Annotated in this window: 21 protein-coding genes; 4 read left to right on the forward strand and 17 right to left on the reverse strand. The window is 53.2% G+C overall.

Annotated features, from left to right (window positions below; all coding sequences use genetic code 11):
* Positions 1-5: 5 nt before the first annotated feature.
* From KIB08_RS03245 to KIB08_RS03260, 4 genes are all read right to left on the reverse strand, one after another.
* Positions 6-1,346, reverse strand: a complete 1,341-nt coding sequence (locus KIB08_RS03245; protein ID WP_303989541.1) for a gluconeogenesis factor YvcK family protein — start codon at positions 1,344-1,346, stop codon at positions 6-8.
* A gap of 3 nt (positions 1,347-1,349) precedes the next feature.
* The gene (gene rapZ, locus KIB08_RS03250) at positions 1,350-2,252 is read right to left on the reverse strand and encodes an RNase adapter RapZ (RefSeq protein ID WP_303989544.1); all 903 of its coding nucleotides are present in this window, start codon (positions 2,250-2,252) and stop codon (positions 1,350-1,352) included.
* Entirely contained in the window at positions 2,242-3,066 is an 825-nt protein-coding gene (locus KIB08_RS03255; RefSeq protein ID WP_303989547.1) for a Cof-type HAD-IIB family hydrolase, read from the reverse strand. Before KIB08_RS03255 ends, rapZ begins: the two co-directional genes overlap by 11 nt.
* Positions 3,067-3,237: 171 nt before the next feature.
* Entirely contained in the window at positions 3,238-4,788 is a 1,551-nt protein-coding gene (locus KIB08_RS03260) for an S-layer homology domain-containing protein (protein WP_303989550.1), read from the reverse strand.
* A 513-nt stretch (positions 4,789-5,301) separates the two neighbouring features.
* Between KIB08_RS03260 and KIB08_RS03265 the strand changes: the two genes are divergently transcribed.
* Genes KIB08_RS03265 through KIB08_RS03275 form a run of 3 tightly spaced genes read left to right on the forward strand, consistent with a single transcriptional unit; the run spans position 5,302 to position 7,953 of the window.
* The gene (locus KIB08_RS03265) at positions 5,302-6,354 is read left to right on the forward strand and encodes an ABC transporter substrate-binding protein (RefSeq protein WP_303989552.1); all 1,053 of its coding nucleotides are present in this window, start codon (positions 5,302-5,304) and stop codon (positions 6,352-6,354) included.
* A 15-nt stretch (positions 6,355-6,369) separates the two neighbouring features.
* The gene (locus tag KIB08_RS03270; RefSeq protein WP_303989555.1) at positions 6,370-7,191 is read left to right on the forward strand and encodes an alpha/beta fold hydrolase; all 822 of its coding nucleotides are present in this window, start codon (positions 6,370-6,372) and stop codon (positions 7,189-7,191) included.
* 42 nt (positions 7,192-7,233) lie between these two features.
* On the forward strand, positions 7,234-7,953 hold the full coding sequence (locus KIB08_RS03275) for a cysteine hydrolase family protein (RefSeq protein ID WP_303989557.1): 720 nt from the start codon (positions 7,234-7,236) through the stop codon (positions 7,951-7,953).
* Positions 7,954-7,997: 44 nt separating this feature from the next.
* Here the strand turns inward: KIB08_RS03275 and KIB08_RS03280 are convergent, their stop codons facing one another.
* Both KIB08_RS03280 and KIB08_RS03285 read right to left on the reverse strand, forming a co-directional pair.
* Positions 7,998-8,465 (reverse strand): YjiG family protein, encoded by a 468-nt coding sequence (locus KIB08_RS03280; protein WP_303989560.1) that lies wholly within the window; start codon positions 8,463-8,465, stop codon positions 7,998-8,000.
* Positions 8,458-9,189 (reverse strand): nucleoside recognition domain-containing protein, encoded by a 732-nt coding sequence (locus KIB08_RS03285; RefSeq protein WP_303989563.1) that lies wholly within the window; start codon positions 9,187-9,189, stop codon positions 8,458-8,460. The genes KIB08_RS03280 and KIB08_RS03285 overlap by 8 nt, the downstream gene beginning before the upstream one ends.
* 200 nt (positions 9,190-9,389) lie before the next feature.
* On the opposite strand from KIB08_RS03285, the gene KIB08_RS03290 reads away from it, so the two are divergent.
* Positions 9,390-10,526 (forward strand): amidohydrolase, encoded by a 1,137-nt coding sequence (locus KIB08_RS03290; protein WP_303989566.1) that lies wholly within the window; start codon positions 9,390-9,392, stop codon positions 10,524-10,526.
* 36 nt (positions 10,527-10,562) lie between these two features.
* Here the strand turns inward: KIB08_RS03290 and surE are convergent, their stop codons facing one another.
* The 11 genes from surE to KIB08_RS03345 form a co-directional block, all read right to left on the reverse strand.
* Positions 10,563-11,342: a 5'/3'-nucleotidase SurE gene (gene surE, locus KIB08_RS03295; protein WP_303989569.1), complete on the reverse strand. Its 780-nt coding sequence runs from the start codon at positions 11,340-11,342 to the stop codon at positions 10,563-10,565.
* Positions 11,342-12,604: a glycosyltransferase family 2 protein gene (locus KIB08_RS03300; RefSeq protein WP_303989572.1), complete on the reverse strand. Its 1,263-nt coding sequence runs from the start codon at positions 12,602-12,604 to the stop codon at positions 11,342-11,344. The genes surE and KIB08_RS03300 overlap by 1 nt, the downstream gene beginning before the upstream one ends.
* Before the next feature lies 1 nt (position 12,605).
* Positions 12,606-13,298 carry a CDP-diacylglycerol--serine O-phosphatidyltransferase gene (pssA, locus tag KIB08_RS03305; RefSeq protein ID WP_303989575.1) on the reverse strand — a complete coding sequence of 231 codons (693 nt, stop codon included), beginning with the start codon at positions 13,296-13,298 and terminating at the stop codon, positions 12,606-12,608.
* A complete protein-coding gene (locus KIB08_RS03310; RefSeq protein WP_303989755.1) occupies positions 13,291-13,935 on the reverse strand; it encodes a phosphatidylserine decarboxylase family protein in 645 nt (214 codons plus the stop codon). Before KIB08_RS03310 ends, pssA begins: the two co-directional genes overlap by 8 nt.
* On the reverse strand, positions 13,935-14,675 hold the full coding sequence (locus tag KIB08_RS03315) for a WecB/TagA/CpsF family glycosyltransferase (RefSeq protein WP_303989578.1): 741 nt from the start codon (positions 14,673-14,675) through the stop codon (positions 13,935-13,937). Before KIB08_RS03315 ends, KIB08_RS03310 begins: the two co-directional genes overlap by 1 nt.
* Before the next feature lie 10 nt (positions 14,676-14,685).
* Entirely contained in the window at positions 14,686-16,143 is a 1,458-nt protein-coding gene (gene guaB / locus KIB08_RS03320) for an IMP dehydrogenase (RefSeq protein ID WP_303989581.1), read from the reverse strand.
* 17 nt (positions 16,144-16,160) lie between these two features.
* Positions 16,161-16,349, reverse strand: a complete 189-nt coding sequence (locus KIB08_RS03325) for a 2-hydroxymuconate tautomerase (RefSeq protein WP_303989584.1) — start codon at positions 16,347-16,349, stop codon at positions 16,161-16,163.
* Positions 16,350-16,518: 169 nt separating this feature from the next.
* The gene (locus KIB08_RS03330; protein WP_303989587.1) at positions 16,519-16,944 is read right to left on the reverse strand and encodes a flavodoxin; all 426 of its coding nucleotides are present in this window, start codon (positions 16,942-16,944) and stop codon (positions 16,519-16,521) included.
* Between the two features lie 46 nt (positions 16,945-16,990).
* Complete coding sequence (locus tag KIB08_RS03335; protein ID WP_303989589.1) at positions 16,991-17,419, reverse strand: flavodoxin; 429 nt, start codon at positions 17,417-17,419, stop codon at positions 16,991-16,993.
* An 83-nt stretch (positions 17,420-17,502) separates the two neighbouring features.
* A complete protein-coding gene (locus KIB08_RS03340) occupies positions 17,503-18,267 on the reverse strand; it encodes a hypothetical protein (protein WP_303989591.1) in 765 nt (254 codons plus the stop codon).
* Between the two features lie 13 nt (positions 18,268-18,280).
* Complete coding sequence (locus KIB08_RS03345) at positions 18,281-19,981, reverse strand: glutamine--tRNA ligase/YqeY domain fusion protein (RefSeq protein WP_303989593.1); 1,701 nt, start codon at positions 19,979-19,981, stop codon at positions 18,281-18,283.
* Positions 19,982-20,007: the final 26 nt, after the last annotated feature.

The following is a 20,007-nucleotide window of genomic DNA, read 5'->3' on the forward strand; positions in this document are numbered from 1 at the left end:
GACGCTTATAAACTGCGATCGAAATAGTAATCCAATAATTGCGGATGAAGATCCGACTGCACCGCGTGCACCATGTTCACAATCGCATCGGCGACCAGGTCCGGCGCATGGCTTACCGTCATACCGTCCGCGATCAGTTTCGCGCGCACGACTTTGACGCCCAGCGCATGCACCGCTTCGGTATCGCAGACCACGGGATAGGAACCCATAGCCGCGTAACGTTCGAGCACTTCGCCGGCCGGCGCGTAATCGTTCACCAAGACGTAATCCGCCACTCCCGGCCCGATATGATCGATCAACGCCCGCAAATGGTCCGCTACCGTATAGCCGTCTGTTTCACCGGGTTGGGTCATCGCGTTGCAGATATAAATTTTGGTGGCATCGCTGCGTCGTAAGGCGGTCGCAATTTCCGGCACCAAAAGATTCGGTAAAACACTCGTGTACAAGCTCCCCGGACCAAGCGTGATGACATCGGCCGCTTCGATCGCCGCCAAGGCCGCCGTCACCGCCTGCGGCATATCCGGTAAGATATGCAACCGCTGAATGCGCCCGCCGTATTCCGGAATTTCGGATTCGCCGAGCACACAGACGCCGTCGGTCATCTCCGCGCGCAAACGCACCGGCTCGGTCGTCGCCGGTACCACTTCCCCGCGTACATTTAAAATTTCGCTCGCCGCTTCGAGCGCCAAAACGGGATCCTTATATTCTTCCATTAATGCCGCCAGGAAAAGATTCCCCAAACTGTGTCCGGCCAATTCCCCTGTGCCGCCGAAACGGTGTTGGAAAATATATTCCATCTGACTTTCTTTGTCAGCCATGGCCACCAGGCAGTTACGCAAATCGCCCGGCGCGATAATATCCATTTCCTCGCGCAAACGTCCTGATGAACCGCCGTCGTCGGCGACAGTCACGATCGCTGTCAAATGCGAGGTTTTCGTTTTCAAACCGCGCAGCAGTTTGGAAAGGCCGGTACCGCCGCCAATGGAGACGATCGCCGGACCACGATCCCGCCGCGCGCGCTCCCACATCATCTGACTGACCTTGCCGGATCCTTCCGGCGCGATACTCTGCAAAATACGCTGCATCAAACGCTGGAACGAGAAAATCATGACCAGCGCGCCGACGATGACCAGGATCGCCCCGACGCCGGCGAGCAATGTGTAATTGTAACGTCCCGTCGTCTCGTAAAGAACGCGGAACAAAAATTCTTCCAGTACGCCGAAAACCTGGTAGTTAATAATTGTTGTCAGACCTAAGACCAAGAGCAAAAGTCCTACCGAAAAGAGCAGGACCCAACGTTTGATGCGCAGCCCCGGATAGAGCCAGCGCCATGCCGAATACCACATAAGCTACTCCTTTGCCGGCGCGTAATCCTCGTGCACGTCATTTTTAAATAAATCGCGGTGCTCCGTCGACACGCTGTAACCCGCTTCTTTAAAGTGACGGAAAAGCGCTTCGGCTACCCAAACGGAACGATGCAGGCCGCCGGTACAGCCGACGCCGATAATCCACTGTTGTTTACCTTCCTGCTCATAGTGCGGCGTGAGAAAATCGACCAATTCCGTAAGCTTTTGCATGAATTCCTTGGTGACATCCCACTTGCCGATATACTCGCTCACCGCCGGCACCCGTCCCGACGAGTGCTTCAATTCTTCCAAGTAAAAAGGATTCGGCAGGAAACGCACATCCAACATCATATCCAAATCCAGCGGCGTTCCGAACTTAAATCCGAACGATACTACCGTAATGTTGAAGCCTTCCGCCGTGCTGTAGTTTTTAAACTGCTGCTGCAACAGACCCTTTAATCCCTGCAGAGAAAGTTCGCTCGTATCAATCACCGAGTTCGCTTGCTCCTTAATGCCGCGCAAAAGCGCCCGCTCTTTTTGCAAACCCTGCAAAATGCGATCGCGCGGCGCCAGCGGATGCGCCCGACGGGTTTCCTTATAGCGGCGCACCAGCACATTATCCGTCGCGTCTAAAAAGAGCAGCCGGTAATGGTAACCGCCCGCCGCCAATTGTTGCAGCGCGTCCACGAGCGACGCGAAAAATTCACCGCCGCGAATATCGACGACCAACGCCGCGTGCTGGACTTTCGGACCGCCTTCGCGACAGATTTCCGCGAATTTCGGAATCAGTACCGGCGGCAAATTATCCACGCAAAAGTAACCCATGTCCTCTAAAATTTGGAGGGCGCGCGATTTTCCCGCGCCGGACATGCCCGTCATAATAATCAGCTGAAAATCACCGGCCATCAGTTGCCTCCAATACATATTTCGCGACTGTTTTCGCGACGCCGTCTTCATTGTTGCTCGGCGCAATATACCCCGCTAACGCTTTGAGTTCCGGCACGGCGTTGGCGACCGCCACCGGCCAGCCGACCGCGCGCAGCAGATCAAAATCATTTTGCGCGTTGCCGAATCCCATCGTCTGCCCCATGCCGATACCGTACCGAAGTCCCAACTGCTCGACGGCGACCCCTTTGCTGACGTGAGGCGCCACCATTTCAAAGAACATCGGCGACGACTGTACAAAGTGCACCCGACCGGTAAATTTTTCCCGCAATACCTTGGCTATGCGCGCGATTTTTTGCGGATCGGGTTCGTTGATCAAAAGTTTCGTCGGCGCAGCCGATAGCGCATCCATTTCAGCACCGATAACTTTCGCTTCGATGCGGCTGTGTTTCTCATACTCATCGACGCGTCGGTCGCGAAAGCGCACCCACAATTCATCATGCACGTACGCATGCACAAACGCGTCCAACTCGCGCGCCGTCGCCACGATTTCGCGCGCGGTGGCCAGCGGGATCGGTGTGTGATATAAAATTTCACCGGAAATGCACTTGGCGATCAGTCCGCCCGAATACGTGACCAGAGGCACATCTCCCAGTCCGAGTTCGGTCGCCAGTTGTCGCGCCGAGCAAAACATGCGCCCTGTCGCCACGACTACCCGCACGCCGGCCGCCAGTGCCTGCGTCAATATGTCATGTGTGTATGGCGAAATCGTCGTGTCGTCATGTAACAGCGTGCCGTCCATGTCGATCGCCAACATACGAATATTTGGATTCACTTCATCACCTCGAGTGTATTATAACACGGAGCGGCGTGTTCCATCTTCCGTTTCCCTTACTTGACAGTCTTTTAACGCGCTTTTGCATTCTCTTTTACAACCGACATTTTGACAAAAATCAGTAGCATCGCGCACGCAACAAAAAAGCGGCCGAAGCCGCTTTTTGTTCTGTTAGAAGAGATAGGTCGCCTGGATGCGGAACGTATCATCGAGTTTTGCGCCCGCTTTATTTTTCGCATCGAAAACGTAGAACGCTTCCATGTACACGTTTTTCACCGGTACATATTTGAGACTGGCCATCCAGCCTTCCGCGCCGCCGTGTTTTTGAGTATAGTTCTGACGGAAATATTTCGGCGCATTTTTCGGATCGAATGTCCATTCCGCCATCATGTCGGCGAAGTAAGACGCGGTCGATTGGTTACCGTAAATCGATTCCAACTGCTGTTTGACTTGCGCCTGCGCGCCATCATAGATCGGGTTGCCCGCCGGTTTCCATGAGTCACCTTGCAGGAAGTGAGCATCCTGTTTCTGCATGCCGCTCAGGTACGGACGCAGTACTTCCAATTTGTTGCCGCCGAAGTACGAACCGGCATCGCTGGAGAAGTAATCCAGACCGACCTGGAAGGAGTGCGGATACGCCGGGTGCGCGATACCGAAAGACGCGCCGGCGGTCCAGATTTTCGGTTTTTCGTTATTGACTATGTCTTTCGCGTTGTTCAAAATGTAATCGCCGTGGATGTTGACGAACGGATGCGGCCAAACGGAAAGCCCCACGCCGTACACTTTAACGACTTCGCCGGTTTTGCTGCTCGGTTGTAAATGCCAAGCGGTAAAATCGACTTTACGCTGCTGGTGATAGGCATATTCGACGAATAACGATTCCGGTGTAAACGCCGAATGATCCTCGCGGCTCTGAATCCCGTAAGCGACGAGCATCGGGTGAACGAACGGCATGTCCAGACTCTGCACGTGCCCGTAGGAAATTTTAACATGACTGCCCTTTGTCGGGTTGCCCAAAGTCAGGCCGACACCGCTGAACGCATCATTGTAGAAAATACCGGTTACGCCCAAGTCCGCGCGGTATTTACCGAAAACAAGCGAGCCTTTATCGAAATGATGCTGCGCAAAAAGATATTTGACTTCCAGATTATCATAGTTATTGTAGTCTTTAAATCCGGCATACCCCGCGTCCGTGTACGGTTCGCCGTTAAGAGCGTGCGTCGATTCCAAAACCGTGGTTACCGTGGTTCGCGGGCTGACGCTGGCAGCTAATTTAATATCGGCTTTTGCTTCAACGCGGTCATCACCGCTGCCGTAACCGTCACGAATATCCGAATCGCCGGTCTGATAGGACAAACGAACCGCGCCGCTGACTTTCACATTGCCGACGCGCTTTTCCAGCGCGCTGACACGAACTCCGAGACTGCTGAGTTCATTCGCGAATTCCGCTTCGAGTTGTTGCAGCTGTTGCTGCTGTTCAGCATTCATCCGGTCTTTTTTGACCATTGCGCGGGCGACCAGTTGCGCCATTTCGTAACGGGTAATCGCCTTTTCTCCTCGGAACGTCTGATCGGGATATCCTTCGATGATCCCTTCGGCAGCCAGCTGCTGCACCGCTTGATACGCCCAATCCTGCGGCGTTACATCACCGAACGGTTGCGCGGCCTGCGCGCTTACCATCCCCGCCAACACGAGCAATAATGTTGCGGATTTTAATTTCATAAAATAAACTCCTCTACTCTTCATTCTCAATTAGGTGCAATAAAGTCTAACAACATTTTACATTTTTATAAATCTTTCCCGTTAATTATAGAGAAAGCATCATGATACGTCAAGACTTAAATTTATTTTTGATGCTCCGCAGAAATGCATACTGCTTACTGTATAAGAAACTTCTTCTGAAATCTCCCGGCCGCATGACTGACGGTATTCTGTAAAGCTTTCGAATACTCGTCTTTGGTGTTGAATCAATTTTGAGCAGAATACGATATTTGGTGCGGACGCGATGCAGAGATAATATTTTTGCTTGGCAGATTTTATTTATACATTTTTTGTAGTCGATTCGCGGACCGAAAAACGCGCACGCTGACTGCCTGTTTATGATACTTTCGCGATAATATCAATATCGTTTTACGACCAAACGAATCGTATTTGGCCTGCGCTTATAGTAAATATGCTTTTCACACGCACTGACGAGTCAAGAATGGTATAATAAACATAAAGTAAGGGGGTATTATGAAAGAAATCCTGTGGCGCCTGCTGGCGCTTTGTTTGGGAGTATTGATGCTGGCGGGTTGCGGCCAAGAGTCCGCGTCCCCTTCCGCGGCGCCAATCCCCGTCAAAGTGGGGATGTTGCGGCTGGCCAGTTCCGCGCCGCTTTTCATCGGCATCGAAAAAGGATATTTCGTGGAGGAGGGCATTGCGCCGGAACCGGTCTGGTTTGACGCGGCGCAACCGATCGCTGTCGCGACGGCATCGAACGCCATTGACGTGGGCGCTACCGGTTTGACGGCGGGTCTTTACAATTTGGCGGCGGCCGGGCAGGTTCCCTATCTTGTCGCCGATAAAGGTCGGGAAGTTCCCGAACACTCCGGCAGCTTTCTTGTCGTGACGGCGCAAGCGTATGCGGCGGGCGTGCACGAGGTGAAAGATCTGGCGGGAAAAACGCTGGGAAATACGCAGGCGGGTTCCACTTACCAGTATATGGCAGGTCATTTGCTGGAGCAGGCAGGCTTGGATCGCGCCGCGGTAAATTATGCGAATCTCGGCAAAGTCAGTGCCGTTTTAGCGGCGCTGACATCGGGACAAATTGACGGCGCGATTGTCAATGAGCCCTTTGCCTCCCAGCTGTTGGAAAGCGGTCAGGTAAAATTGCTGACGCCGGTGGGAGAACGCTTGACCTATCAGACCTCAGCCGTTTTTTACGCGCCGCGTTTTGCCCAAAACAATGACGCCGGGAAGCGTTTTATGCGAGCGTATATCCGCGCCTGCAGAGACTACTATGATGCGGTGTTCGCCGACGCACCGGTGATGACGCCGGCCAAACGTCTGGAAACGGACGCGCGTTTTCGCGAAGTGGTCGAAATCATCAGCCGGTATACGCAAACGCCGGCCGCCGATGTCAGTCGCAGTCTTCCCTACATCGATCGCGACGGTAAACTTGCAACCGATGATATCGCTAAGCAAATTGCCTGGTATCGGTCCAACGGTTTTATGGAACATGACCTCGCGGCCGAAGCCTGTATTCGAACACAAAGCTGGCAGGCCGCATATGACAGTTTAAAGTAATTTCGGAGGTGGAGGATGAAAAACGGATCGCTGTATTTCAAGACCAAAGACGGCACGTCACTCTACGTGGAGATTTCCGGCCAAGGCCGACCGCTGATGTTGTGTCACGGCTGGCTCTGTTCCGGTCGCTGCTGGCAAAAAAATCGTGACGAACTCAATCGCCACTTTCAGGTCATCACCTGGGACCTGCGGGGTCACGGTCGCTCCCAGAAAACATTGGCGGGGCACACGATCCGTCAATATGCGGCTGACATTCACGAAATTATTTTAAATTTCAGTTTGCAAGACGTCATTTTAGGCGGCTGGTCGCTCGGCGGACCGACCGTGCTTTCCTACTGGGACCAATTCGGTACGGAAGGCCGCGTCACGGGCGTACTGCTGATCGATATGACGCCGTTCCCCTACAGTCCCGAGCGTTGGAACAGTCATGCGCTGAAAGGTTTCAACGCGGATCAATGGAATGCGCAGGTCAACCAATACCTCAACGATCGCGACGGTTTTACCGAAGCGTTTTTCCGTAAATGTTGGCACGGAGAGCCGCCCGCCGATGTGGCGTTCGCCCTCGAAGACATGCGCGCCGCCGCTCCATGGAGCGCGGTCGCGATTTACAACGATTATTTGACGAATGACTTTTCCGCGGTCTTGCCAACCGTCAGCGTACCGACACTTGTCATGAGTTCGGACAATCACGTCTTCCCCGCCGGCGTCACGCAGGGTCAGCACATCACGACCTTGTTGCCGCGCGGCGATTATAAAGAATTTACCGATGCCGGTCATTTCTTTTTCTTTGAACAGCCGGAAAAATTCAATCAGGCTGTCATTTCCTTTGGGAAGTAATATTGGTAATAAAGAAGTGCATATTATTTAAGGAGGTCTTTCATGAAAATTCAAGTGGATCCGAAGTACCGTTCGTTTTACTACCAGGACGTCGAAACCTATCCGGAGCTCAATCTGGATCCGAAAACGACGGCCTTGCTGCTCGTCGATCTGCAAAACGAATTCGCCCATGACGAAATGGGCGAAGCGCTGGAATTGAAAAAAGAAGGCACATGGGATCGCTGGAAGTATTTCCGCGACCGTTTGAAAACGACGACGATCCCCAACGCGCGACGCCTGCTCGATTATTTCCGCGACCATGAATTGCGCGTCACATTCGGGCGAATCGCCTGCCTGTTGACCGACGGCGAAGATCGGGAAACCGTCCAGAAGTCGGACGGCTGGAACGGCATCTTCATTCACGCGGATTCGACGGAAGCCGCGATGGTGGAAGAACTCACCCCGCAAGACAATGAGCTCGTTTTCAACAAAACGACCGACAGCGTGACGACCGGCACGAATATTTGCCGTATTTTACGCAATATGGGCATTAAAACGGTGGTCGTCGGCGGCATCGTCACCGACCAATGCGTCGCCGGAACGGTGCGCGGCTTAGCGGACGACAGCTTCCAAGTCATTTGCGTAGAAGATGCGTGCGCGGCTGCGACGCAGGAACTTCACGACGCGGAACTGAAAATCATGAATCTGATTTATTGCCAGGTACTCTCGACCGATCAAACGATCGCTCTGCTTGACGAAGCGCGGGAAAAACACGCCAAATAACGCAATAAAAAAGCACACCTTTCGGTGTGCTTTTTTATTTGTCGTTACGCCAGTATGCGCATGATGAACATGGCAATTACGGCATTCATGATACTGGTCAGCATCAACAGCGGCCAGTATTTCTTTTTGACATCGGCGACCGCGAGCAGTCGACCCATATACTGCAGCTGCGATCCCATCAGAACCATCGCCGGCAATAAAATCGTCAAATGCGTGCCGCTCAAAAGGCCCTGCCCCGCGAGCGATACCGCCATGCCGACGCCGGCGGAAATGGAAAGCCACGCCGTCAAAAGCGCCATGACAGCCTGTCCCGGCAAGCCGAAGATCCCCATGACCGGTCCGAAAATCGCGCTCATGAAATCGAGCACGCCCAGAAGATCCAAAATGTGCGCGATCGCAAACGCCATCAAGACGTTCGGGATCATGTTGTTGACCGCGATGTTCCAACCTTTGCGAGCCCCGATGACGAATACGTCAAAAGGATTTTTACTTTGCGTATTCATGTTATTCATCGGCAAAATCCTTTCCGTAAACCGTATTTAACATAAAGCGGACAAATGCGCCGCCGACAAACTTCATGACGAAAATAATTCCCAGCGGCAAAATAACCGGCACGGTCAATGCCGCAAATACCGCCGATCCGGTCGCGAAGTAATTACTGATCATGCCCGCGCCGCTGTACTGCCAGGCGGTCATAATCGTGTGTTCCTTATCATTGATCAAGCCTTCATCAAATAATTCCTTCGTCTGCGCCGCGCCGGCATCCGTACTCTGCAAGTCCGTAATCAGCGCCAGCCCCGTCAATCCCGGTAAGCCTAAAATCGGTTTCAACAGCGGCGTCATCAACTTATGCGCCGCGCGAATCGCGCCGTATTGCGCAAGCACTTCGATCACGCCCAATGCAAGCATTACGGACGGCGCCAACGAAAGCGCGAATAAAAAGCCTTGCCGCGCGGAAAAACCGCCCATACCGAGCCAAGTCGCTTTTTCCGGTACTTTCATCGTACCGTACTTACCGATCAAGGTCGTATAGTCAAACGCGCTCAACCATTTCATACCGTCGACTTTCATCAAAATGCCAGAGAAAAAAATGATGGCCGCAATCAACGCGATGTAAGCGCCGATACCGACTTTACCGCCAAGCAGACGTTCCGCTTCCTGCCGTCGGTCCGATTTTGCTGTCGATTCGACAGGTTGGCCTTGCGGCGCGTCAGTTTTCCGCTTTTCTTCTGCCATCTGCATCCCCTTCCTTCCTGTTAAAAAAGCCGCGCGATGCCAAGGCACGCGTCGGTCGGAATACAATATTCCTAAAAAAATATTACGTCCATTATAACATTTATCATTTGCTTTACCAACATATTTTAGTCAAAAATTAAAATTTGCCCGTTCGACGTAAGCGATTGTGTTATACTGGTGGTACTAAAGGAGGGAATAATATGGCAAGAGAACAGGATTTCAGAGAATATTTACATACCATCCCGGAGCTCGGGTTGGAGGAGCATAAAACATCCGAATTCGTAGCCAAAACACTGCGGGAAGCCGGCTTTGATGTCACGGAAGGCCTGGGCGGTCACACCGGTGTCGTCGGCATTTTTGACAGCGGCAAACCCGGCCCGACGATGGCCGTGCGCGCGGATATGGATGCGCTCGGACATATCGTCGACGGCAAGCATGTCGCGATTCACAGCTGCGGTCACGACGCCCACACGGCGATGGCGCTGACGGCCGGCGAAGAAATCATTCAAGAAGGAATCGTCAAACGCGGTAAGCTGAAAATGATTTTCCAGCCGGCGGAAGAAATCGGTCAGGGCGCGTACACGATCGTCGACAGCGGCGTGTTGGATGACGTCGATTACCTGATCGGGCAGCATGTTCGTCCGATTCAGGAGGCAAAATTAGGACAGGCGATCGCCGCCCTCTACTACTCGGCAAGCCACACCGTGGAATTCGAAATCAAAGGGCAACGCGCGCACGGCGCTCGACCGCATTTAGGTCACAACGCTTTGCATGCGGCGGCGCTGGCGATCCTCGCCGCCACGGGAATCCAACCGAATCCGGAACGTTCGTTCAGCGTCAAAGCCACCCGCTGCCTCTGTGATTCCGGCGCGACAAACGCGATCCCAGACAAAGTATTGCTCGCTTTTGATATGCGCGCCGGTGATAACGATACCATGGCGGAACTCAATGAAAAAATCAAAATCGCCGTGGAAAACGCCGTCGCCGCTTTTTCCTGCACCTGCACCTGCAAAACATTGATCGATTTACCGGCCGCCGTGTACAACGACGACATGTGCGAACTGTTGGAAGAAAGTATTGCCGAAGTCCTCGGCCGCGAAAACACGTTGCCGGCGCAAACCACGCCGGGCGGCGAAGATTTCTGCCACTACGTCATCGCCAAGCCGAATTTGCATGTCGGCTTCTACGGTCTGGGCGCCGATCTCAAACCCGGGTTGCATCAGCCGGATATGCATTTCAATACCGAGGCCCTCACGTACGGCAAAACCATTTTGAAAACGGCCGTATCCAAAGTGCTCGGCGAAAATTCAAAATATAACGGCGAACACAACCGCTAACACCGCAACAAAAAAGACGAGCTGAGCTCGTCTTTTTTATTGCTTCACTTCTTGCTGCGCAATCGCGTGCAGCAGATCCTCCACCGCGCCGATCTCCTGATCCGCGCCCTGATACCAGGTCAGCGGCGTCACCGTAATCCAGCCGCGATGCAAAAAGTAGACATCGTCTTCCTGATCCGAATCCGGCAACGCGCGTCCTTTGACGCGGTAGTAAATCTGACCGTTTTCATCCACCGCTGACGTGATCGCATTTTCATAAAACTGCAGGCCCTGACGACAAACTTTGACATGGTGCCAGTCGATTTCGGGAATATTGGGAATATTTAAATTCAGCAATCCCGGATATTTGCCTTCCACGAAAACTTTTTGAATAAAGTCGCGAACAAAAGGTACTGCCCGTTCCAAAAATTCTTCATCAAATGTCTGCCCCGAAACCGCGAGCGACGGAATTTTTTCGTAATGCCCTTCAATCGCGACTGCCACCGTTCCGGAATATGTCACATCGCTGCCGACGTTGTAGCCGTTATTGATGCCGGACACCACTAAATCCGGCGGCGTGTCCTGTAACCAATACGAGATGCCGAATTTCGCGCAATCGGCCGGCCGTCCGGTAAAAGAAAACGCTTTGAAACGCGGTTCGCCCGTATGCTCTTCCTTGAGATACAAACGCTCACGCAAAGTCAGCGCCGAAGAACTCGAACTGCACTCTTGATGCGGCGCGATCAACGTAATTTCACCGAGATCCACCAGGTTTCGCGCCAGCATACGCAAGCCGCGCGCTTCAATCCCATCGTCATTTGACATGAAAATATGCATTAATTCGGTCCTTTACTGTCCAGATGCAACGGCACTTCATCAAACGAAATTTGCCGCGTATGTTCGGTATGACTCCACTCTTTTTTATGTCGGTTCAGGAATCCCAGGAAGGTAATCGGCACCCAGGAATAAATAAAGATCGGATACAGAGGAACGTACAACCAAACTTTCTTGGGAACGCTGATCCGCCACAATACGATAATCGGCAAAATAAATTGCAACATACCGATGGTCGTCCAAAATTCCACCGGCATAACGCGATCATTATACAGTACGTTGGTAAAGAACGGAACAGAATCGTTTACATAAGTCATCAATAAATAAAAGGTCGAAAGCAGCATAAAATGCGGCTGCGACAATTGTAAAATACCGTCAAGCATGCGAATATTACCGGTCGCAAAACCGCGTTTGAACAATTTAGGAATATACCGTCCGGCGCAGTCGAAGTGTCCCTGCGCCCAGCGTTTGCGCTGGTTCCAGGACTGCATGAAGCGGAGCGGTTTTTCATCGTAAACAATGGCGTCGTCGGCCCATGTCGTGCGAATATTGCCTTCGTACAGAACTTTCATGGAGAATTCCATATCTTCCGTCAAACAGTTGCAGCCCCAGCCGTAGGTTCGCAGCACATGACTCGAGATGCACATGCCCGTGCCGCCGAGCGCGGTGGAAAGACCGATATTATACTTGCCCAGATGCCACAAATGATTGACGATCCAAAACGCCATCGCGAACGTCGCGGACACCCATGTATCCGACGGGTTTTTCGCGCTCAGGTAACCTTGAATAACCTGTTCGCCTTTCTCCAAGCGGCTGTTCATTTCCGTCAGAAAATCCAGATGGACGAGGTTATCCGCGTCGAACACGCAAAAAGCGTCGTATTCAATCCCCGTTTCATAAACCTTATGAAACAGCCAGTCCATCGCATAGCCTTTGCCGACCTGCTCCGTATTGAACCGTTCATAGACGATGGCGCCGTGATCTCGAGCGAGTTGCGCGGTACCGTCGGTGCAGTTATCCGCGACGACATAAACATCGTAAAGTTCACGCGGATATTTCAGCATGAAAAGATTATCAATCAGCGCGCCCAAAACCTGCTCTTCATTATGCGCGGCGACGATAATGGCGAAACGATTTTTCGGCGTCAGGATCTTGGCTTCTTTTTTGCGGAACATGCCCGAAATGGCCAGGACCGTGTAGTACACCGTGAACAGCGCCACGATGATCTGGATGGGTATCATAATGATATCCATGTAATAGGTCATTCTACGCTCTCCTTCCGCCGGATCGATCCAACCGATTCCAAATCGTATTTAAAATGCCGAACAAGAAATACATGAAAAAGAATACAAACGCCCAACGTGACGGTTCATCGAATAGCAAGAGCAGCCCGATGACGACCACGACCGCCAGCGCTTTTTTCTGCACCGGATCGGCGGCTTTACCCTTGAAATCCGGGTAATGCATTTCGCTGACCATCACCCATGCCAATACCAGCGTCAGCACCCAGGTAAGATACACCGGCAACGGCGCATCCGACAGCACATAGGTCGCGGCCAAACATCCCGTTGTCGGGATCGGCATCCCCATGAAAAAGCCGTGCACCACATCCGTATTAATATTGAAACGAGCTAAGCGCATCGCGCCACAGACCGCTAAAAGCACAGCGGCAATCGCTCCCAAACCGAACGGCATGAGCGCCATTTGCCAAGTATAGAGCAAAACGGCCGGCGCCACACCGAACGATACCACATCACATAATGAGTCCAACTCTTTACCGAAATCTCCGGCTACGCCGAACGCACGAGCTACCCGCCCGTCCAAACCGTCCGCCACTGCCGCGAGCAAAATCGCCCAGCCAGCCGCGTTGAAATTCCCCTGCACGGTAAACATCAACGACAGTGTCCCCATGGCAATATTCAAAGCCGTAAAAAGATTCGGTATCCATTCTTTACGCATCTACTATTCTCCCGATAACAGTTTCGCCGCCGCGCACACGATCCCCTTTTTTTACGCAAACAGCCACATTTTTCGGCATAAACACTTCCGTGCACGAACCGAACTTGATCATTCCGTATAACTCGCCTTTACCCAACCGATCGCCCAGTTTTTTCCAGGATACGATCCGGCGCGCTAAAAGGCCCGCAATCTGCGTAACGACAATCGAAATTCGTTCGTTTTCAAGACCGATCGTGTGGCGTTCGTTTTCATAACCTACACTTTTTTGAAACGCGGGGCGAAAACCGCCGCAGGTGTATTGACGAAACTTAATATCGCCCGCCATCGGACTGCGATTGACATGCACATCAAATACGGATAAAAAAATCGTAACTTTATAACAGGGCGCACCCAAAAACAACTCTTCCTCTACTTCTTCGACCCGCATCACGGTGCCGTCCGCCGGTGACACAAGCACGTCGGGGTCACGCGGCACATTTCGCCGGGGCGAACGAAAGAAGAAGGTGAAAAAAAGCGCAAATAGAAACGGTAACAAGGCCCAGTGCCATGATATCAGTAACCCTGTCAGGAGCGCGACGAAAAGAGCTCCCCCGATAAAGGGATAGCCTTCTTTCACGATCGTGATCTGTGACAATATTATTTCCCCCTTCGGTTGGCGGAACGTTTCACCTGCCACATAAATTGCGGCAACGCTCCCATCCGCCGTAACCGGGACGGTTGAAGAGCCAAACGATACAACCATTCCAAGCGATTTTTTTGCCAGAAAAGCGGCGCTCGTTTTAATCGACCGGAAAGCACATCAAAAGAACCGCCCACACCGAGCGATACAATACCCGGCAATTGCGGCCGCATCCGCGTCAGCCAATACTCCTGTTTCGGAACGCCGAGGCCCGCGAATAAAAGCTGCGCGCCGCTTTCCCGTATGTCCGCGGCAATCGTGTCATTTTCCGACGCGGCAAAATAGCCGTCCCGCACGCCGACGATCGGCAGCGTGCCGAAACGGCTTTCCAGCCGCTGCGCCGCTTCGGCGGCGACGTCGGGCGCGCCGCCGAAGAAATACATCTTGGTCCCCGTTTGCGCCGCGCGTTCCACGAGCGCGGTCATAAAGTCAATCCCCGCTACGCGCGCCGGAAAATGCTTATGGAGCTGTTCACCGGCCCAAACAATTCCCGCCCCGTCCGCAAGCACCATATCCGCCGCGGCCAATACCTGACCGAACGCGGGATCTTTATACGCGCGCATGACCATTTCCGCATTCGCGGTGGCGATGAATTTCGTTTCCTTTTGCGCGAGCCAAGTGTCCACCTGCGCGACAGCGGTTTCGAGTGTGAGGGCGTCAATGGCAACGCCCAGAATCGAATGCCGTTCCCACTGCATGGCAGGCACCTTAATTCATACTGTAGTTCGGCGCTTCTTTGGTGATATTTATATCATGCGGATGACTTTCAATCAGTCCCGCATTGGTAATGCGCACAAACTTGGTTTCCGAACGCATGGCTTCCAGATCTTTCGCGCCGCAGTAACCCATGCTGGCGCGCAGACCGCCGACCATCTGGTAAATTGAATCCGCCACCGTGCCTTTGTACGGTACGCGGCCTTCGATACCTTCCGGCACCAATTTGTCCATGTTTTCCTGGAAGTAGCGATCTTTGCTGCCTGCTTTCATCGCGCCGAGCGAGCCCATGCCGCGGTACACTTTGTACGAACGGCCCTGGTAAATTACCGTTTCGCCCGGGCTTTCCTGCGTGCCCGCCAAAAGGTTGCCGAGCATGACGACGCTGGCTCCGGCCGCTAAGGCTTTAGCCATGTCGCCCGAGTATTTGATGCCGCCGTCGGCGATGACCGGCACATGGTAACGCGCTGCCACCCGACTGCAGTCATAAACCGCTGTAATCTGCGGTACACCGATACCGGCGATGACACGGGTCGTGCAAATCGAACCCGGTCCAATACCGACTTTAACCGCATCCGCGCCAGCTTCGATCAATGCTTCAGTCGCCTCGCCGGTCGCTACGTTGCCCGCGATCAGATTGGTGTGCGGGAATGCTTCGCGCAAGTTTTTGACCGCGCGAATAACGCCCGCGGAGTGACCGTGCGCCGTATCGACAATGAGCACATCCACATTGGCGCGCACCAATGCTTCCGCACGTTCCAGCATATCTTTGCCGACACCGATAGCGGCCGCCGCCAGCAGACGACCGTTGCCGTCTTTCGCAGAATTCGGATATTTTTTCGTTTTTTCGATATCTTTAATCGTGATCAGTCCGCGCAGATTGCCGGCACCGTCTACCAGCGGCAATTTTTCGATGCGGTGCTGCCATAACAGACGTTTCGCATCTTCCAATGACGTTCCTTCCGGCGCGGTGACCAGACCTTCTTTCGTCATCACTTCGCCGATTTTTTTCGACATGTCGGTTTCAAAACGCATGTCGCGGTTCGTGATAATGCCGACGAGCTTGCCGTCCACGGTAACCGGCACGCCCGAAATACGGTAGCGCGCCATCAGGTCTTCCGCGTCCTGCAGCAGGTTGTCCGGTCCGAGGTAAATCGGATCGACAATGATGCCGTGTTCGGAACGTTTGACTTTGTCCACTTCCCGCGCCTGTTCATCAATCGTCATATTTTTATGAATGACGCCGATGCCGCCTTCACGCGCCATCGCAATCGCCATGCCCGATTCGGTGACGGTATCCATGCCCGCGCTCATAATCGGAATATTCAAATGAATCTCTTTGGTCAGCCATGTGTCCACTTTGACATCGCGCGGCAGTACATCCGATGCCCCCGGTATCAGCAGCACGTCGTCAAAAGTCAGACCTTCTTTTTGAAATTTTTCGTCCATCATCGCACGCTCCCTCTCCATCAGTCGCGGTCGGCGCGTAAAACGCCGCCCTCGGCGAGATCTTCTTTCGTCAGTGTATGGAAAACAATTTTAACATTTTGGGCCGGACAGCCCAATTCGGCAACCGCCGCATCCGTTACTTTTTTCACAAAGGCGCGTTTTTGCTCCACTTTGCGCCCGGCGAGCAAATGCACATGAATGACAGGCATAAGATTCCTCCGTATCGTTAATTTGTTTTCTCCTATATTTTATCTATTATAGCATACCGAGAGCACTTTACTCACATTTTCTGCCCATCCCGAGTGGACAATTTTACGGTATTTGTCCGTTGGCGACATCGGCTATCTAAAAAAGTCGCCGGCGGCGACTTTTTCAGTTTTATTTTTGAGCGATGTCTTGTCCCAACTTGCGACAGGAGGCCAATCCCTCATCATCCGGCGTGCCTTGGCAGTGTAGCGGCGGCGCCACAAGCTCCGCGCCGGCATCACTGAGTTCCTGCACCCACTTGGTCAGCCATTCTCCATGCGACCAGCCGCACGAACCGAAAACAGCGACATGTTTACCGGCGAGTTTCGGATACAGTTCCTGCATGAACGGTACCACTTCCCCGTCTTCCAATTCTTCGATGCCCATGGCGGGGCAGCCCAAAATCAGCCGATCGGCCTGCAATGCTTCTTCCGGCGTAGTATCGGCATACGTCGTCAGGGTAATGTCGGCGCCGGCATCCCGTGCGCCGAGCGCGATCTCTTCCGCCATCTGCTCCGTGTTACCTGTGTTCGTCCAATAAATAACAGCTACTTTCATAGGCTCCTCCTCAGATAGAAAAACGCCACGTAAACGTGGCGTTCGTTTAGGCGTTTGCTAACGCTTCACCGAGTTGGCGGCAGGCTTCGAGCGCTTCATCATCGGGATACGCGTACGCTTTAACCGGATCCGCGACAATATCCGCGCCGGTTTCGGCAACACGACCGGCCCAGTCGTCCATCCACTGACCGTCGTTCCATGCATACGAACCGAAAAGCGCTACTTTTTTGCCGGCGAGATGTCCGGCGAGTTCTTCATAAAACGGTTCAAAATCGTATTCTTCGAGCTGTTCCGAACCCATGGCCGGACAGCCGAGCGCAATATAATCAAATGCGGCAATATCGTCCGCGGTAACGTCGGTCACGAAAGAAAGTTGCGTTTCCGCGCCCGCCGCTTTGGCGCCTTCGTCGATCGCATTCGCCATCGCTTCGGTGTTGCCTGATCCCGTCCAATACACAATTGCTATATTAGCCATAATATGCCTCCTTTAAGATGCCGTATATTTATCTGCTTTACTACGCCTATCATAACGACAGTGCCTGTCCTTGTCAATCGGAATCAATGCCACGCGCCAAGCGCCTGCGTCAATCGGGCAAGCCATTCTTTTTGACGGTCGTCGGCGCTGATTAAGACCGCATACACCTGACCGTTTTTCTTAAAAAGTTCGGCATGGGTGATTTCGCGGTAAAGAATACCTTTTTCCATACGACTTGTCGTCCACGTCGCCGTGTAAACTCGATTTCCTTTGGTCGGCATGAACTCGACAGTTTCCGCGCGGTCGGGAATCGCGGGAATGACTTCGCGGTTCCAGTACGCCGCCGCTTCATCAAGCGTCATTTGTTGCGTCATGGAGTTTCGTTGCAAGCGATCCCGTTGCGCGTCGGAAGCGTTCCGATCCGACGGTTTCGCGTCGCGACGATACACGACCAAATTGCGCGTATTCGCCAAGCGATCCCTTTGCTCGGGAACTTGGTAATGCGCGCTTTGCTCTTTCTGTACCGGGCGGTAAGCCGGATGCGTCCGATCATACCGCGACGTCACCGCGCGTTCCTGCGGAATCACGGCGAGTGACGCGTACGCGAAAGCGGCCCGATTCTGTCGTACCAGCAGGTAGTAATGGCCGTTTTTAAATCCTTTATCCTTGTAAAAAGCGGAGATTTTCGTCGCATCATGCGACCCGCGCACCGATACTTCTCCCGCCACCTGCGTCGTGTCTGCGGGAAGCGTCCATTTCCCCAGCGACGGCACGACCGCGTCCGCGGCCATGGCCGTATATCCCGAAACGAGTACGGCAAGCGCGGCGGCGATCCATAATTGTTTCATGACGTCTCCCTTCTTACTTGGCCTGCTTTTCTTTTTGTTTTTGCAATTTCGCCCAGGTGTCGCGCAAACCGACAATGCGATTCACGACGAGATGCTCTTCGGTCGTATCCGGATCAATGACAAAATATCCCTGGCGCATGAATTGGAAACGCGCTCCCACGGGATAGTCCAAAATCGCGGGCTCCGCGACCGCCTGTTTCACGACCAACGAATCCGGATTGGCTTTTTCGACGAAGTCGCGGCCGTCATCGGTATCGTCTTGCGCGAAGAGATAGTCATACAAGCGGGCTTCGACAGGTACCGCCGTATGCCTTTCCACCCAATGCACGACGCCTTTCACCTTGCGGTTGCTGCCGGGCGAACCGCTCTTGGAATCAGGATCATAGGTGCACTTCAATTCAATGATTTCGCCGTTCTCATCTTTGACGACTTCCTCACAGCGAATAATGTAGGCGTTGCGCAAACGCACTTCACGACCCGGCGCCAGACGGAAGAATTTTTTCACCGGTTCTTCCATAAAGTCGGCCCGTTCGATATACAATTCACGCGAAAACGGCACCATGCGTTCGCCCATGTCCGGCGCGTCCTGGTTATTGGCGATCGGCAGTTCTTCGGTTTGCCCTTCCGGATAGTTGACGAGCGTAATTTTAAGCGGATCGAGCACCGTCATCAGACGCGGCGCTTTATTTTTCAAATCTTCGCGAATGCAGAATTCGAGCAGACTGATATCCACCATGCTGTCGTTTTTCGCGACCCCGATGCGCTCGCAGAAATCCCGCAACGCTTCCGGCGTGTAGCCGCGGCGGCGGATCCCCGAGATCGTCGGCATGCGCGGATCGTCCCAGCCGCTGACGATGTGTTCTTCCACCAGCCGACGCAGTTTGCGTTTGCTGGTAATCATCGTAGTAACATTCAGTCGGGCGAATTCAATCTGCCGCGGATGCTCCGGATCCGGCCAGCTTTCCAAGACCCAGTTATAGAGCGGACGATGCGCTTCAAATTCCAGCGTGCAGACCGAATGCGTGATCCGTTCGATCGCGTCCGATACCGGATGCGCGAAATCGTACATCGGATAGATGCACCAGGTATCGCCGGTGCGATGATGCGTCACGTGCAAAATCCGGTACAGCACGGGGTCCCGCATCACGAGGTTCGGCGACGCCATGTCGATCTTGGCGCGCAATACTTTTTCGCCGTCGGCGTAGCGCCCCTCTTTCATTTCCTCAAATAAACGCAAGCTTTCTTCGATCGAACGGTTACGGTACGGACTTTCCTTGCCCGGCGTATTGAAATCGCCGCGGTACTCGCGGATTTCATCGCCCGAAAGATCATCCACGTACGCTTTGCCTTCGCGGATCAGCTGCACGGCGTATTCGTACATTTGCGGGAAATAATCCGAGGCGAAACGCACCTCACCGTCCCACCGGAAACCGAGCCAATGCACGTCTTCTTCGATCGATTCGACGTACTCCACATCTTCTTTGGTCGGATTCGTATCGTCAAAGCGCAAGTTGGTTTTACCCTGATACTTTTCTCCCAGACCGAAATTCAAGCAAATGCTTTTCGCGTGACCGATATGCAAATACCCGTTCGGTTCCGGCGGAAAGCGCGTATGTACCCGATTATCGGTATACACATTTTTCGCGATATCCGCATTGATCTCCGCTTCAATAAAATTGCTGCTGGCCACTTCCGGCGTCTTCGTCTCCGTCATAATCTCCTCCTGCCGACAAACACTCC

Origin of the sequence: Negativicoccus succinicivorans (assembly GCF_018372215.1) — a bacterium.
Lineage (GTDB): Bacteria > Bacillota > Negativicutes > Veillonellales > Negativicoccaceae > Negativicoccus.

What these genes read in the sequence shown, in the direction of transcription:
- KIB08_RS03245 (WP_303989541.1), bottom strand. Translation starts at nt 1,346, where the DNA reads ATGTGGTATTCGGCATGGCGCTGGCTCTATCCGGGGCTGCGCATCAAA.
- rapZ (WP_303989544.1), bottom strand. Translation starts at nt 2,252, where the DNA reads ATGGCCGGTGATTTTCAGCTGATTATTATGACGGGCATGTCCGGCGCG.
- KIB08_RS03260 (WP_303989550.1), bottom strand. Translation starts at nt 4,788, where the DNA reads ATGAAATTAAAATCCGCAACATTATTGCTCGTGTTGGCGGGGATGGTA.
- KIB08_RS03265 (WP_303989552.1), top strand. Translation starts at nt 5,302, where the DNA reads ATGAAAGAAATCCTGTGGCGCCTGCTGGCGCTTTGTTTGGGAGTATTG.
- KIB08_RS03270 (WP_303989555.1), top strand. Translation starts at nt 6,370, where the DNA reads ATGAAAAACGGATCGCTGTATTTCAAGACCAAAGACGGCACGTCACTC.
- KIB08_RS03275 (WP_303989557.1), top strand. Translation starts at nt 7,234, where the DNA reads ATGAAAATTCAAGTGGATCCGAAGTACCGTTCGTTTTACTACCAGGAC.
- KIB08_RS03280 (WP_303989560.1), bottom strand. Translation starts at nt 8,465, where the DNA reads ATGAATAACATGAATACGCAAAGTAAAAATCCTTTTGACGTATTCGTC.
- KIB08_RS03285 (WP_303989563.1), bottom strand. Translation starts at nt 9,189, where the DNA reads ATGGCAGAAGAAAAGCGGAAAACTGACGCGCCGCAAGGCCAACCTGTC.
- KIB08_RS03290 (WP_303989566.1), top strand. Translation starts at nt 9,390, where the DNA reads ATGGCAAGAGAACAGGATTTCAGAGAATATTTACATACCATCCCGGAG.
- surE (WP_303989569.1), bottom strand. Translation starts at nt 11,342, where the DNA reads ATGCATATTTTCATGTCAAATGACGATGGGATTGAAGCGCGCGGCTTG.
- KIB08_RS03300 (WP_303989572.1), bottom strand. Translation starts at nt 12,604, where the DNA reads ATGACCTATTACATGGATATCATTATGATACCCATCCAGATCATCGTG.
- pssA (WP_303989575.1), bottom strand. Translation starts at nt 13,298, where the DNA reads ATGCGTAAAGAATGGATACCGAATCTTTTTACGGCTTTGAATATTGCC.
- KIB08_RS03315 (WP_303989578.1), bottom strand. Translation starts at nt 14,675, where the DNA reads ATGCAGTGGGAACGGCATTCGATTCTGGGCGTTGCCATTGACGCCCTC.
- guaB (WP_303989581.1), bottom strand. Translation starts at nt 16,143, where the DNA reads ATGATGGACGAAAAATTTCAAAAAGAAGGTCTGACTTTTGACGACGTG.
- KIB08_RS03325 (WP_303989584.1), bottom strand. Translation starts at nt 16,349, where the DNA reads ATGCCTGTCATTCATGTGCATTTGCTCGCCGGGCGCAAAGTGGAGCAA.
- KIB08_RS03330 (WP_303989587.1), bottom strand. Translation starts at nt 16,944, where the DNA reads ATGAAAGTAGCTGTTATTTATTGGACGAACACAGGTAACACGGAGCAG.
- KIB08_RS03335 (WP_303989589.1), bottom strand. Translation starts at nt 17,419, where the DNA reads ATGGCTAATATAGCAATTGTGTATTGGACGGGATCAGGCAACACCGAA.
- KIB08_RS03340 (WP_303989591.1), bottom strand. Translation starts at nt 18,267, where the DNA reads ATGAAACAATTATGGATCGCCGCCGCGCTTGCCGTACTCGTTTCGGGA.
- KIB08_RS03345 (WP_303989593.1), bottom strand. Translation starts at nt 19,981, where the DNA reads ATGACGGAGACGAAGACGCCGGAAGTGGCCAGCAGCAATTTTATTGAA.